Below are 14813 nucleotides of genomic sequence, written 5' to 3'. Positions count from 1 at the left end.
GGAGACCCACCTTGTCCTACCAAGACGACGACGCAGAGATCATTGCCGCAGCGCGGGAAGGCTTCCTTGAGGAAGCCAGCGACATGCTGCGCCAGTTCGAGCAGGCGCTGCTCGTCATGGAAACCGACCCGAAGGACACGGAGAACCTCAACGCCGCTTTCCGCGCGGCACACACCATCAAGGGCACTGCGGGGCTGTTTGGCTTCACCGCGGTGGTCAGCTTCACCCACAACGTTGAAAGCGTGATGGAAGCGCTGCGCAGCGGGCAGATCGCCGCCAGCGAAAACCTGACCGCCCTGCTCCTGCAGAGCCGAGACCAGATGGGCCGGCTGCTGGACGAGGTGGTGAGCGGTGCCGCAGATCCCGACGTGGCCGCCACCAGCCAGCAACTGGGCGCCGACCTGGCAGCCTTGCTGCAACCCGCATCGGCAAGCGCTGCCGCCACGCCGGTGAATGTCACCGCTGACCGCGACAGCGAAGTCGCCAGCGCCAACGCCGTACCTGCCGACATCGAACCCGTCTGGCACATCGCACTGCGCTTCCATGTGGATGCGCTGCGCAATGGCCTGGATCCGCTGGCCTTCATCCGCTACCTCGGTCTGGTCGGCGAGCTGCGCGACGTTCGCACCTGGTGCGAACAGGTGCCTGAGTTGCTGGAGCTGGACGCGGAGTCATGCCACCTCGGCTTCGATCTGCGCCTGCACACCGCAGCCCAGCGCGACACCATCGCCAGCGTGTTCGAGTTCGCCGAGAGCGACTGCGACATCCACATCCTGGCGCCAGACGCCTCGGCCGCCGACTACCTCACGATGGTCGAGGCCTGCAATGCCGACGACGCTGGCCGGGAACGCCATCGCGCCTGCCTCGAAGGCATGGGCGTGAATCTGGCCGACGCGCCGCCTGACGCGGATGCTGCTGCAACGCTGGCCGTGGCCGCCCAGGCTGGCACCTCGGTGGCGACCGCCCCTGCCGCTGGCCCTTCGCATGAGCCTGTCGAGGCCGTGGCGCTCGAGCGCCGCGAAACCACTGAACGCCGCGCACCCGACAACGGCCGCCGCGGCACGGACGCACGCTTCATACGCGTGCGGGCTGACAAGCTGGACCGCCTGATCGACCTGATCGGCGAGCTGGTGATTGCCAGCTCCGGCGCCCAGCTGGCCGCCCAGCATGAGCGCGCACCGCGCGTGCTGGAAGCCACCTTGCGCATCCACGACCTGGTGCAGGAAGCCCGCGACGGCGCGCTGGGCCTGCGCATGGTGCCGATCGGCGAAACCTTCACCCGCTTCCAGCGCGTGGTGCGCGATGTGTCGAAAGCGCTGGGCAAGGATGTGGAGCTGCAGATCACCGGTGGCGATACCGAGCTCGACAAGAGCATGGTCGAAACCATCGCCGACCCGCTGATGCACCTGGTGCGCAACAGCCTGGACCACGGCATCGAACCCGCGGAAGAACGACTGCGCGCCGGCAAGCCGGCCCAGGGCCGTCTGGCGCTGCATGCGTACCACGAGTCGGGCGCGATCATGATCGAGGTGTCCGATGACGGCCGTGGTCTGAACCGCGACCGCATCCTGGCCAAGGCGATCGAGCGCGGCCTGGTTGGCGCAGACCAGCACCTGAACGACAACGAGATCCATCAGCTCATCTGCCACCCAGGCTTCTCGACCGCCGATCAGGTGACCGACATTTCCGGCCGCGGCGTGGGCATGGACGTGGTCAAGCGCAACATCGAGGCCCTGCGTGGCCAGATGCTGCTGGCCAGCGAAATGGGCCACGGCACGACCACGCAGATCCGGCTGCCACTGACGCTGGCCATCATCGACGGCTTCCTGTGTGAAGTCAGTGGCGTGCACTATGTGGTGCCGCTGGAGATGGTCGTCGAGTGCATCGAAACGCCGATCGAATACCGCACCGACCCTGCGCGCGTCAGCGGCTATTTCGACCTGCGTGGCGACGTGCTGCCCTACCTCGACCTGGCCCGCTACTTCGGCAGGGCATCCGCCCACGCCGGCCGACGCAGCCTGCTGCTGGTGCGCGCCGGTGTCAGCACCATCGGCCTGATCGTGGACCGCCTCGAAGGCGAGCACCAGACCGTCATCAAACCCCTGGCCCCGATGTTCAAGGACCTGCCCGGCATCGCCGGCTCGACCATCCTTGGCAGTGGCGAGGTGGCCCTGATTCTTGATGTACCCGCACTGGTGAACCAGTGCATCCGATCCAGCCACCAGCAGCGCAAGCAGGCCGATGGCGCCTACACCCGCGATTGATTCCCCGCGATTGACCCCCAGGAGCATCCCATGCTGAGCAATCTCTTCGGCGCAGAACAGCGCCACATCAATGAACAGCAACAACGCGCGCTGTCCGAGATCGCACGCGTGCTGGCCGCGGCCGTCGCGGGCGACACCACCCAACGGGCCTCCAGCACCGCCATGCAGGGCGCTGACCCAACCATCTGCAAGCACCTCAACCGCCTGCTGGAGCAGGTCGGTCTGATCGACCGCGAAGTGCAGCGCGTGACGGCCGAGCATGCCGCCGGCGACATCGATGCGGTCATCGACACCGGCCTGTTCGACCATGGCTTCGCCTTGACGGCCGGCCGGGTCAACACCCTGGTCACCTCGCACATCGACACCAAGAAGCTCGCGCTGGCGGTGTTCGACGAATTCAGCCGCGGCAACTTCAGCGCCAATGTGCAGAAGCTGCCGGGCAAGAAGGCCTTCATCAACCACACCATCGAGAGCGTGCGTGCCAACCTGGTGGGCCTGGTTGAAGAGGTCAAGCGCGTCAGCACGGCGCATGAAACCGGTGACATCGACATCACGCTGAACGAGGCCCTGTTCCAGGGCGACTTCCGCACGATGGCCCAGGGCGTGAATGACCTGGTGGCCGCGCACATCAATGTGAAGAAGGCCGCGATGGCGGTGTTCGACGAATTCGGCCGCGGCAATTTCGACGCGACGCTGGCGCAACTGCCGGGCAAGAAGGCCTTCATCAACCGCACGATCGAATCGGTGCGCGGCAACCTCACCGGACTGATCGGCGAGATGAACCGCATGGCCATCGAGCATGAGCGCGGCGAGATCGATGCGTTCATCGACCCGGCCAAGTTCCAGGGTGATTTCGGCACCATGGCGCAAGGCGTCAACGAGATGGTGGCCGCGCATATCCGCGTGAAGAAGCAGGCCATGTCCGTCATCGACGAAATGGGCCGTGGCAACTTCGACGTGGAGATGGAGCAGCTGCCAGGCAAGAAGGCCTTCATCAACGACACCATCGAGCGGGTCCGCAACCTGTTCAAGACCATCGACCACCAGCGCATGGAAGCCACCCGTGTGCGCCAGGCGCTGGACGAGGTCAATGCCAGCGTGATGATTGCCGACGCCAACGGCTTCATCCGCTACTGCAACAAGAGCGTGCTGGGCATGCTGAAGGCAGCGGAGGGCGACCTGCGTCGTGACCTGCCCAACTTCTCGACCGACAAGGTGCTGGACAGCAACTTCGACGACTTCCACAAGAACCCGGCCCACCAGCGCAACATGCTGGGCATGATCCGCGGCACCCACCGCGCCGAGATCAAGGTCGGTGGCCGCACCTTCAACCTGACGGCCACCCCGGTACTCGACAGCGCGGGTGTGCGCACCGGCACGGTGGTCGAGTGGCTGGACCGCACGGCGGAAGTCAGCGTGGTCAACGAAGTGGCTGGCATCGTGAATGCCGCCTCGCAGGGCCAGTTCGACAACCGCGTCAACCTGGACGACAAGACCGGCTTCTTCCTCACGCTGTCTGAAGGCATCAACAACCTGCTGGGTGCCACCGAGCGCAACCTGAGCGAGGTGAGCGACGTGCTGAGTGAAGTGGCCGCAGGCAACCTCACGCGGCGCATCGACGGCAGCTACGACGGCATCTTCGGCCAGCTGCAGACCGACGTGAACAAGATGATCTCGCAGCTCGTGGAAACGATCAGCGATGTGAGCGCCGCGGCGCAGCAGCTGAACTCGGCCGCAGGGCAGGTGTCGGCCACGTCACAGGCGCTGTCGCAGGCCGCGTCGTCGCAGGCTGCCGGCGTGGAAGAAACCACGGCGTCGCTGCAGGAGATGGCCGCGTCGATCCGCCAGAACTCCGACTCCGCCACCGTGACCGACGGCATGGCCACCAAGGCCGCGACCGAAGCCGTTGAAGGCGGTGCAGCGGTGAGCAAGACGGTCGAGGCGATGAAGCAGATCGCCACCAAGATTTCCATCATCGACGACATCGCCTACCAGACCAACCTGCTGGCCCTGAACGCGGCCATCGAGGCAGCGCGGGCCGGTGAGCACGGCAAGGGCTTCGCGGTGGTGGCAGCCGAGGTGCGCAAGCTGGCTGAGCGCAGCCAGGTGGCCGCCCAGGAAATTGGCGAACTGGCGGGCAGCAGCGTGCAGATGGCCGAGCGCGCAGGCGCCCTGCTCTCGCAGATGGTGCCGTCGATCAACAAGACCAGCGAGCTGGTCCAGGAGATCGCTGCAGCATCGGGTGAACAGGCCGGCAGCGTCAGCCAGATCAACAACGCGATGAACCACCTCAACAGCAACACCCAGCAGAACGCCTCCGCCTCGGAAGAGCTGTCGGCCACGGCCGAGGAGATGTCGGCACAGGCGGGCCAGCTGCAGGAAATGATGCGCTTCTTCCGCATTGACGGCGAGCCGAGCTACGGCGGGCAAGGTGGCGGCAGCAGCCGCGCCTCGCGACAGGCATCGGCCTCGGCCGTGCGTCCGCGTCCGGCCCTGAAGTCCGACGGCATGATGCGCCTGCCTTCGCGTTCGCTGGATACCGACAACGGCCCGGCCGCACGCAACGGCAGCAGCTTCGGCCGCGGCCAGGGCCAGATCGATGAATCCAGCTTCGGGCGCTTCTGAGCCAGCGCAGCCACGATGAACCAAACCATCCACCACGCCCTGGCTCAGCGTGCGGCTGAGCCGGACCCGTCGCAGGAGCGCAGGCAACTGCTGCGCTTTGCGCTCGGCGATGCGCTGTACGCCGTGCCGATCGAAGCCGTGCGCGAAATTCTGCAGGTGGTCAGCCTGACCGAGGTGCCGATGATGCCGCGCTTCGTGCGCGGCGTGATGAACCTGCGCGGCTCGGTGGTGCCGGTGTTCGACCTCAGCCAGCGGCTGAGCTTGCCGCGCACCGAGATTGGTCGCCGCTCCTGCATCGTGATCGTGGAAACCCACAACGCCGACGGCCAGAACCAGCGCCACGGCGTGCTGGTGGACGCCGTGCACGAGGTGCTGGAGCTGTGTGCCGATGACGTAGCGCCTGCACCGTCGATCGGCACGCGGGTCTCGCCGCAATTCATCGGTGGCATCGCACGGGTACACGGCCAGAGCGTTGAGTTGCTGGACCTGACCCGCATCTTCGACGAGACGGAACTGCATCGCCTGGTGGGCGAGCACTGCGACCAATCGCGGTGGCTGCATTGACCCCGCCGCTCCTCTGCCCTGTGCCTCGTCGGACGCCGTCATGAACCTGTCGCAACACAGCTTTGTCGCTGTCACGGATTTTTTCCATGCCCAGTCCGGCATCCGCCTCGGGCCAGACAAGCTGGCCCTGGTGCAGGGCCGCCTGCAACGCCTGGCCAACGAGGCGGGTCACACCGATCTCGACACCTATGTGGGCTGGGCCCTGTCGTCTTCTGCGGCAGACGAGCAGGTGCGGCTGGTCGACCGGCTGACCACCAACGAAACCTATTTCTTCCGCGAACCCGAGCACTTCCAGTACCTCGGCGCTCACCTGGAAACCTGGAAGGGCCCCGGCGCCTTCCGCGTCTGGAGCGGTGCCAGCTCCTCGGGCGAAGAGGCCTACAGCATCGCCATGGTGCTGCGCGACCGCCTGCAGCAGCGGCCGTGGCAGGTGGTGGGCACGGATCTGTCCACCAGCGTGGTCGACACGGCCAACAAGGGTCTGTATCCGCTGAGCCGTGCTGAGGGCATCCCCGAGTACTACCGCAAGCGCTACTGCCTGCGTGGCCACGGCGACTATGCGCAGCACATGCTGATGGCGCGAGAGCTGCGTGACCACGTCCACTTCCAGACCGCGAACCTGCTGGAGCAGCTGCCCGAGATCGGTGAGTTCCAGGTGATCTTCCTGCGCAATGTGCTGATCTATTTCGATGTGCCATCCAAGCGCGAAATCGTCTCGCGCGTGATGAAGAAACTGGCGCCTGGTGGCCTGCTGTTTTCCGGTCACTCGGAATCGCTGGTGAACCTGAGCCTGCCGCTCAAGACCCTGCAACCCGCGGTGTACACCCATGCCTGATCGCGGCTGGACCGGTCCTCGCGAGCTGAACCTGATGCCCGGAGAGCTGTTCTTCGGCGCGGGCGTGCCCAGCCTGCGCACCTTGATCGGCTCTTGTGTGGCAGTCACGCTGTGGAACCCGAGGCACCGCATCGGCGGCATGTGCCACTACCTGCTGCCCAACCGCCAACGCCCCGCCAATGAGCCGCGCGACGGCAAGTTCGGTGACGAGGCCATCGGCATGCTGGTGGATGCCCTCAAGCGCGCCGGCACCAAACCCGCGGACTTTGAAGCCCACCTGTATGGCGGCGCCGACACCATGCCCGAGCTGGAGCGCACCAACCGCAACATCGGTGAGCGCAACATCGAGATGGGCTGGTCCCTGATCGATCAGTTCGGCTTCAGCCTGGTCGGCGTGGACGTGGGCGACAACGTGCCCCGCATCGTCCGGATGAGCCTGATCGACGGCACGGTGGAAATGCGCCGCGGCCAACCCATCGGTTGATGGCCTGAAACCACGAGTACCCCACGCATGCCCAACAACAAGATCAAGGTGATGCTGGTGGACGACTCCGCTGTCGTGCGCACCCACCTGTCCAACCTGATGACGGCGGCCGGCTTCGAGGTCATCGCCACCGCCTCGGACCCGCTGTTTGCCTGGCCCAAGATGCAGACCCAGTGGCCCGACGTGCTGGTGCTGGATGTGGAAATGCCGCGCATGGACGGCATCTCCTTCCTCAGGCAGGTGATGGCGCACCGCCCCACCCCGGTGGTGATGTGCTCGACGCTGACGCTGGTGGGCTGTGAAACCACCTTGCAGGCGCTGGCCGCCGGCGCCGTGAGCTTCGTGACAAAGCCGACGCAAGGGCTGCGAGATTTTCTGGGCGACGGTGGCAACGGGTTGGTGGACGCCGTGCGCGCCGCCGCCAAGGCCAACCTGCGGGCCATGCCGGTGAACAGCGGCGCCCCTGCACTGTCCAAGGTCGCGGGCCTGCCCGGTGCACCCGGCCTGCCCAATGCGGTGAATGCACCCGGCAGCCGACTGCTCCCACCCGTACCCGGCTCACCGGCCGCACTCGCAGCGCGCCAGATGCCCATGCCCGCAGCCACCGGCGCCATGGCGGCCACCACCGACAAGGTCATCGCACTCGGCCTGTCGACCGGCGGGGTGCAGACCATGGAAGCCTTGCTCACCCAGCTGCCGCGCACGACGCCCGGCATCGTGCTGGTGCAGCACATGCCCGAGCAGTTCACCGCCTCACTGGCGGCGCGCCTGAACGGCCTGTGCGAGATGGACGTGGCCGAAGCGCGCGACGGCGACCGCGTATTGCCGGGGCGTGTGCTGATTGCTCCGGGCGGCAAGCACATGCGGCTGGAGCGCAGCGGCGCGCAATACCTGGTGAAGGTGGCCGACGGACCGCTGGTGAACCGGCACAAGCCCTCGGTGGACGTGTTGTTCAAGTCGGTGGCGCAAAGCGTCGGCCGCAATGCCGTGGGCATCCTGCTCACGGGCATGGGTGACGACGGCGCCCGGGGCCTGCTGGAGATGAAACAGGCCGGTGCCCAGACCGCGGCCCAGGACGAGGCCAGCAGCGTGGTGTGGGGCATGCCCGCCGAGGCCATCAAGCTGGGCGCCGCAGGCCGCGTGCTGGGCCTGCAGCAGATGCCCGCCTGGCTGGCCAAGGCGGCCGTTACTGGCTGAGGCTGACCTTCTGGCGGACGTTCGGGCTGAAGTTCAACCCGCCGTCAAGGCGTCCAGCCCCCGGCCCAGGTCGGCGATCAGGTCGTTCACGTTTTCCAGGCCGATGCACAAGCGCACCAGCACGCCGGCATACGGCTGCGGCAACTGGCGCATGGCTTGAGCCTGGTAAGGCACGGCCAGGCTGACCGCGCCGCCCCAGCTCCAGCCGATGCGGAAGTATTCGAGCTGCTCGACGAAGGCATCCACCGCCGCAGCGCTGAAGCGCGGGTCGATCTCCAGCGTCAGCAAGCCCGCCGCTGCATGGCAGGTGGCAGCCCAATGCGCATGGCCGGGTGAATCAGGCAGCGCCGGGTGCAGCACGCGACGCACGGCTGCATGCTGCTGCGCCCACACGGCAATCTGGCGGGCCGCCGCATCTTGCGCGTGGTAGCGCAAGGCCACGGTCGGCAAGGCGCGCAGCACCGCTTCCACGTCGTTCGCACCCACGCCCAGGCCCAGGCGGCTGTGGGTCCAGGCCAGGCGCTCATGCAAGGCGTCGTCAAGGCAGGCCACCGAGCCCATCAGCACGTCACCGCCGCCTGAGGGGTACTTGGTCAGCGCATGCACCGTCAGGTCCACGCCCACGCCTTGCGGCATGGCAAACGGGTTGAACGCCAGGCCGGCGCCCCACGTGTTGTCGAGGGCGATCAGCGCCTGCGGTGCGTGGGCACGCACGCAGCGGATCAGGCCCTCCAGATCCGGAAACTCCATGCTCACCGAGCCCGGCGCTTCCAGCCACACCAACTTCACCTCCGGCGTCAGCTTGGCCGCCAGCGTGGCCACATCCAGCGGGTCATACACGTCGTGTGCAATGCCCCAGCGCGCCAGCTCGTGACGGCTGAAATCCTTGTTCGGCCAGTACACGTTGTCGGGCAGCAGCACCGTGTCGCCCTGCCCCAGCAAGGCCATGTCGACCAGCGTGACCGCGCTCAGGCCGCTGGGCGCCAGCAGCACATGGCGCGCATGTTCCAGCGTCGCCAGGCGGGCTTCCAACGTGTAGGTGGTGGGCGTGCCGTGCAGCCCGTAGGTGTAGGCGCTCTTGTCGACCCAGCGGCGCGCGCGCAGCGCAGCCATGTTCGGGAAGTAGACAGTCGATGCCTTGGCCACCGGCACCACCGGCGATTCGAAATCAGCCGGGGCGGTGTACGGGTGGTGAATCAGGCGGGTGGCGGTGTGGTCATCGTCTTGCATGACCACGGTTGTATCACCGCCACCGCAGCCTCAGATCGGCTCGCCGATCAAATCGTGGCCGTCGACCGACACGATGCGGGCGCGGGCAAACTCACCCACACGCAGCTGCGTCGAGGCCTTGGCCGGCGGCAGCAGGCGCACGGTACCGTCGATCTCGGGCGCGTCTGCGTAGGTGCGGGCCACGCCACCACGGCGGCCCAGCGCAGGCGCGCTGTCCACCAGCACCTGCATCGTGGCGCCCACACGGCGCTGCAGGCGGGCGATCGACACCTGCTCGGCCACCTCCATGAAGCGGGCGCGGCGCTCTTCACGCAGCTCGTCAGGCAGGGCACCCGGCAGCTCATTGGCGGTGGCGCCATTCACCGGCGAGTAGGCGAAGCAGCCCGCGCGGTCGATCTGCGCTTCCTTCAGGAAGTCGAGCAGGTAGCTGAACTCTTCTTCGGTTTCACCGGGGAAGCCGGCGATGAAGGTCGAGCGGATGACGATGTCCGGGCAAAGCTCGCGCCAGCGCAGGATGCGCTCGAGGTTCTTCTCGCCGCTGGCCGGGCGCTTCATGCGCTTGAGCACATCGGGGTGCGCATGCTGGAACGGCACGTCCAGATACGGCAGCACCAGGCCTTCGGCCATGAGAGGAATGATCTCGTCGACGTGCGGATACGGGTAGACGTAATGCAGCCGTACCCAGGCGCCGTGCTGGCGAGCCAGTTCACCCAGCTTGGCCGTCAGGTCGAGCATGCGGGTCTTGACCGGCGCGCCGTCCCAGAAGCCGGTGCGGTACTTCACGTCCACGCCGTAGGCAGACGTATCCTGGCTGACCACCAGCAATTCCTTGACGCCGCCTTCGAACAGCGCGCGGGCTTCGCTCAACACATCACCCACCGGGCGCGAGACCAGGTCGCCGCGCATGCTCGGGATGATGCAGAAGGTGCAGCGGTGGTTGCAGCCTTCGCTGATCTTCAGATAAGCGTAGTGCCGCGGCGTGAGCTTGATGCCGGCGGCCGGCACCAGGTCGATGAACGGATCATGCGGCTTGGGCACGTGGGTGTGCACCGCGTCCATCACTTCCTGGGTGGCGTGCGGGCCGGTGACAGCCAGCACCTTCGGGTGCACGGCACGAACCATGTTTTCACCGCTGTCAGCCTGGCGTGCGCCAAGGCAGCCGGTGACGATCACCTTGCCGTTTTCAGCCAGGGCTTCACCGATGGTGTCCAGGCTTTCCTTGACGGCATCGTCGATGAAGCCGCAGGTGTTGACAATCACCAGATCGGCGCCCTGGTAGGTCTTGCTGGTCTTGTAACCCTCGGCGGACAGTTGGGTCAGGATCAGCTCGGAGTCGGTCAGGGCCTTCGGGCAGCCGAGGCTGACAAACCCGATGGTGGGTGCGGTGTGGTCGGAACTCATGGGCCCGATTGTCGCAAACCCGACCGGACATTGCCCGGCTCAGTCACCCAAGTCGGGCCTGGTTCGACCTTTCCGGGCGTTTTGTGGCGCTTATTTTTGTGCTGGCGGCACCGGGAAGGCCGGGAACAAGCCGCCAGCCTGCTTCTGCACCTGCTCCTGCATCTGCACGAACAGGTTCTTCGACTGCTCCAGATAGTTGCCCATCAGGCCCTGCATCACCGGGGCCTGGCCGCTCATGAACTGCGCCCACATCTCTGGGGTGAAGGCGGCCGGGTCATACAGGCCGCGCGCCTGCTCGGTCAGGCGGCCCTGCATGTCGACGAAGGTCTGCAGGTTCTTCTCAAGGTACGAGCCCATCATGCCCTGCATCGCATGGCCGTAGAAACGGATGATCTGCGAGAGCATCTGCGACGAGAACATCGGCATGCCGCCGCTTTCCTCTTCCAGGATGATCTGCAGCAGGATGCTGCGGGTCAGGTCGTCGCCCGTCTTGGCGTCGCGCACCTCGAACTCCATGCCTTCCAGCACCATCGCCTTCACATCGGCCAGCGTGATGTAGGTGCTGGCCAGGGTGTCATAGAGGCGCCGGTTCGGATACTTCTTCAAGACGCGCAAGGCCGGCGTGCCCTCGGTGTCGGGGCGGGTGTCAGCGGCAGCAGCGCGGCGGGAAGTGGGCATTGAAGGTGGGCTCCGGAAACAGAATTGTGCAAGTGCACAAAGATTCTACGAGGCCACCACAAAGCGCCATCCCGGGAATGCACTGTCAGGGTGATTGCCGGTGAATTTCAGCCAGGAAATGAAAAAAGCCCGGAAGATCTGAGACCTTCCGGGCTTTCCTACCAGTCGAACCAAGCTGGGCTTGATCCTGAATTTGGTAGGCGCGATTGGATTCGAACCAACGACCCCCACCATGTCAAGGTGGTGCTCTAACCAACTGAGCTACGCGCCTGTCGTTTGCTGAAGCTAGCAGTTTAGCATGGTTTTCCAACGGCCCGCAAGCCTTTTGGATTCGATTGTTTACTTTCTACGTACGTGCCGGACGCCAGCGATGCGCGCGACCACCTTCATCACCTGCTGCAAGCGGGATGCATCGGCCACTTCCACGGTGAACGTCATCCAGGCCGTCTTGCCATGGCTGTCACGCACCGACTGGGTGTGCACGCCCGTCACGTTCATGCGCTCCTTGGTGAACACCTCACTGATGTCGCGCAGCAGGCCCTGGCGGTCGCCCGCCTCGATCACCACGTCCACCGGGTAGGCGGCTTCGCTGCCCTTGGCCGGCTCACCCCAGGTGACTGGAATCACCCGCTCGGGCAGGCGCTCGGCCATGTGCCGGAAGTTCTGGCAATCGCGGCGATGCACCGCCACACCCTTGCCGCGCGTCACGAACCCGCCAATGGCGTCAGGCGGTGCCGGGCGGCAGCAACGCGCCAGGTTGGTGAGCAGGCTTTCCACGCCCACCACCAGCACCCCACCGCGGGTGCCGGTGGCATCTGCACGCGACGGCCGCAGGAAGGGCACATCCTCGTCCACCTCGGGCTCGGGCGGGCGCAGCAGCTGCTCGATGTTGCGCAGCGAATATTCGTCCTTGCCCACCACCTCGAACAAGGCATCGGCATGCTTGAAGCCGAGTTGCCCCGCCAGGTCGTCGAGCTTCATGGCCGTGCGGCCCTCGCGCTGCAGCAGCTTTTCAACGGACTCGCGGCCCTTGGCGATGGTTTCCACCTGCGCCTGGCCGTTGAACCAGCCGCGCACCTTGGCCCGCGCCCTCGGGCTCTTCAGGAACCCCAGTTCCTGGTTGAGCCAGTCCAGCGAGGGCCCGCCCTCCTTCAGCGTGATCACCTCCACCGTCTGCCCGTTGGCCAGCGGCGTGGACAGCGGCACCATCACGCCGTCGACCTTCGCGCCGCGGCAACGGTGGCCGACATCGGTGTGCAGCGAATACGCGAAGTCGATCGGCGTGGCACCGGCCGTCAGCTCGATCACCGCCGCCTGCGGGGTGAACACATAGATGCGGTCATCGAACGACGGCGCGCCCGTCTCGCTGCCCTGCCCGCCCTGGCCCGCGAAATCACGCTCCCAGGCCAGCAACTGGCGCAGCACGGCCTTGCGGGCCTCGGCCACGCGCTCTTCGAAGTCACCATCGGCGGCGACACCGGCATAGCCCTTGGCGCCCGCTTCCTTGTAGGCCCAGTGCGCGGCAACGCCGTATTCGGCATGCTCATGCATGGCCTGGGTGCGGATCTGCACCTCCACCGGCCGGTCGTCATCGCCCAGCACCACGGTGTGCAGGGATCGATAGCCATTCGCCTTCGGCCGGGCGATGTAGTCGTCAAACTCACCGGACACAGCCCGGAAGCGCTCATGCACCCGGCTGAGCGCGCTGTAGCAGGCGGGCACATCGGCCACCACCACTCGCAAGGCGCGCACGTCCATCACCCGCGCAAAATCGAGTTGCTTGCCCTGCATCTTCTTCCAGATGCTGTAAAGGTGCTTCGGCCGCCCGGTCACCAGCGCGGCCACGCCATGGGCCTGCAGATCGGCGCTGAGCTGCTGCTGCACGGCCAGCATGCCGGCCTCCCGCTCGACACGCTTTTCAGCCAGCAAGCCTGCGATGCGCTTGTACTCGTCGGGCTGCAGGAAGCGGAAGGCCAGGTCTTCCATTTCCCACTTGATCTGCCAGATGCCGAGGCGATTGGCCAGCGGCGCAAACACCTGCCGTGATTCAGACGCCAGCGCCGCCGGACACGGCGTTTTCGAGGCCGCATACCAGCGCAGCGTCTGCAGCCGCGAAGCCAGACGCAGCAGCACCACGCGCAGATCGCGCGAGAAGGCCAGCAGCATCTTGCGCACGCGCTCGGTCTGCTGGGCTTGCTGGTCTTCCTCGATCTGCGCCTCTCGGGCTGCACGCTGAATCTGCACCAGCTTGCGCGTGAGGGTCACCAGGCTGGCGTAGGACGGCCCGAACGCTTTCTCGACCACATCTTCCGGGCGCTGCAGAAAGTCTGCGGCGTACACCAGGTACGCCGCAGCCTGCAGGTTGGGCGCGCCGCCGATGTGCTTGAGGATGTCGGCCACGCCTTGTGCATGGCCATAACCGTCTTCACCGGTGTCCAGCGGCCGGCCCGACAACAGCGGCTCGGAGAACGCGCGGGCGCGTTCCAGTGCCGTGGCGGCGTCGGGTTGCTGCGTGGCCGGCAAGGCGCCGGCAGCAGCACGTGCGCCGGGCAGCGCAGGGCTGCCCATGTCGGCAGCCAATGCAACGATGGGGGCTGCCTCAAGCGCCGTCTGGCTGGTCTGGCTCTTCATGCCACCCCGAGAAACGCGCGCACCACGCTCACCTGGTCTTCGTGCACAAGGGTCGGCGCATGGCCCACACCGGCGAACTCGACCAGCCTGGCGCACGGGCCGCGCTGGGTCATCTGTGCCGCGGTCTCGGCGGACAGCAAATCAGAGTCACCGCCGCGCAGCAGCAAGGTCGGCAGCTTCAGGCTGTCCCAGGCCATCCATAACGCAGCTTCGCCCGCTGCGGCAATCTCGGGCGTGACCGCCCGGAACGGCACGCCGATGGCCGGGTCGTAGTGGCTCTTGAAGGCGTCGCCGTCACGCACCAGTTGGGGCCGCGTCAGGGCCAGCCACTCTTCCGGCGTGTGCGGGCCGAAGCCCTTGGAAATCTCCCACAGTCCATCGGCAGCGGCCTGCTCAGTGGGCCAGCGCACCGGCATCCCCACGTACTGGCCGATGCGCTGCAGCGATGCGTATTCAATCTTCGGGCCGACATCATTCAGCACCAGGCTGCGCAGCGGTGAGCCCGGCAGCGATGCCAGCCCCAAGCCAATCAAGCCGCCCATCGATGTGCCCACCCAATGCACCTCGGGCGCATTGATGCGGGCCAGCAGCGTGACCATGTCAGCCACGTAGGCAGGAATGGCGTAGCCCGTCGGGTCACTCAGCCAGCTCGACTGGCCGCGCCCCACCACGTCGGGGCAGACCACGCGGAAGTGCGGCGCCAGCGACTGGGCCAGTACATCGAAGTCCCGGCCTTGGCGCGTCAGGCCATGCACGCACACCACGACGCGCGGGTTGGCCGGATCGCCCCACTCGGTCACGGCCATGCGGTGCAGACCGCGCGCCCCAAGGCATTGCACATGGGACTGGCGAGGAGAGTTCAGCGTGTGGGGCATGGTGGGCTCACAAAACAGCTAGGGGCATG

General features: G+C 66.3%; 11 protein-coding genes and 1 tRNA gene. 6 read left to right on the top strand and 6 right to left on the bottom strand.

What is annotated here, in order from left to right; genetic code table 11:
• The first annotated feature begins 11 nt into the window (after positions 1–11).
• Genes AACH00_RS07245 through AACH00_RS07220 form a run of 6 tightly spaced genes read left to right on the top strand, consistent with a single transcriptional unit; the run spans position 12 to position 7969 of the window.
• Entirely contained in the window at positions 12–2264 is a 2253-nt protein-coding gene (locus AACH00_RS07245) for a chemotaxis protein CheA (protein WP_341398407.1), read from the top strand.
• A gap of 30 nt (positions 2265–2294) precedes the next feature.
• A complete protein-coding gene (locus AACH00_RS07240) occupies positions 2295–4889 on the top strand; it encodes a methyl-accepting chemotaxis protein (protein WP_341398406.1) in 2595 nt (864 codons plus the stop codon).
• 15 nt (positions 4890–4904) lie between these two features.
• Complete coding sequence (locus tag AACH00_RS07235; RefSeq protein ID WP_341398405.1) at positions 4905–5453, top strand: chemotaxis protein CheW; 549 nt, start codon at positions 4905–4907, stop codon at positions 5451–5453.
• Positions 5454–5493: 40 nt separating this feature from the next.
• The gene (locus AACH00_RS07230; RefSeq protein ID WP_341398404.1) at positions 5494–6288 is read left to right on the top strand and encodes a CheR family methyltransferase; all 795 of its coding nucleotides are present in this window, start codon (positions 5494–5496) and stop codon (positions 6286–6288) included.
• Positions 6281–6772 (top strand): chemotaxis protein CheD, encoded by a 492-nt coding sequence (locus tag AACH00_RS07225; protein WP_341398403.1) that lies wholly within the window; start codon positions 6281–6283, stop codon positions 6770–6772. The genes AACH00_RS07230 and AACH00_RS07225 overlap by 8 nt, the downstream gene beginning before the upstream one ends.
• Before the next feature lie 27 nt (positions 6773–6799).
• The gene (locus AACH00_RS07220) at positions 6800–7969 is read left to right on the top strand and encodes a protein-glutamate methylesterase/protein-glutamine glutaminase (RefSeq protein WP_341398402.1); all 1170 of its coding nucleotides are present in this window, start codon (positions 6800–6802) and stop codon (positions 7967–7969) included.
• A gap of 33 nt (positions 7970–8002) precedes the next feature.
• Here the strand turns inward: AACH00_RS07220 and AACH00_RS07215 are convergent, their stop codons facing one another.
• The 6 genes from AACH00_RS07215 to AACH00_RS07190 form a co-directional block, all read right to left on the bottom strand.
• Positions 8003–9199, bottom strand: coding sequence for a PLP-dependent transferase (locus AACH00_RS07215; RefSeq protein WP_341398401.1), 1197 nt, complete (start codon positions 9197–9199; stop codon positions 8003–8005).
• A gap of 30 nt (positions 9200–9229) precedes the next feature.
• On the bottom strand, positions 9230–10600 hold the full coding sequence (gene rimO, locus AACH00_RS07210; protein WP_341398400.1) for a 30S ribosomal protein S12 methylthiotransferase RimO: 1371 nt from the start codon (positions 10598–10600) through the stop codon (positions 9230–9232).
• A gap of 90 nt (positions 10601–10690) precedes the next feature.
• Positions 10691–11278 (bottom strand): polyhydroxyalkanoate synthesis repressor PhaR, encoded by a 588-nt coding sequence (phaR, locus tag AACH00_RS07205; RefSeq protein ID WP_341398399.1) that lies wholly within the window; start codon positions 11276–11278, stop codon positions 10691–10693.
• A 194-nt stretch (positions 11279–11472) separates the two neighbouring features.
• A tRNA-Val gene (locus tag AACH00_RS07200) sits at positions 11473–11549 on the bottom strand.
• A gap of 68 nt (positions 11550–11617) precedes the next feature.
• A complete protein-coding gene (locus tag AACH00_RS07195; protein WP_341398398.1) occupies positions 11618–13909 on the bottom strand; it encodes a RelA/SpoT family protein in 2292 nt (763 codons plus the stop codon).
• Positions 13906–14784: an alpha/beta fold hydrolase gene (locus AACH00_RS07190; protein WP_341398397.1), complete on the bottom strand. Its 879-nt coding sequence runs from the start codon at positions 14782–14784 to the stop codon at positions 13906–13908. Before AACH00_RS07190 ends, AACH00_RS07195 begins: the two co-directional genes overlap by 4 nt.
• Positions 14785–14813: the final 29 nt, after the last annotated feature.

Source organism: Ideonella margarita (assembly GCF_038066635.1).
GTDB classification, from domain to species: domain Bacteria; phylum Pseudomonadota; class Gammaproteobacteria; order Burkholderiales; family Burkholderiaceae_C; genus Ideonella; species Ideonella margarita.
Note: the sequence above shows the minus strand (reverse complement) of the source record. Positions and strands in the feature narration are given on the sequence as shown.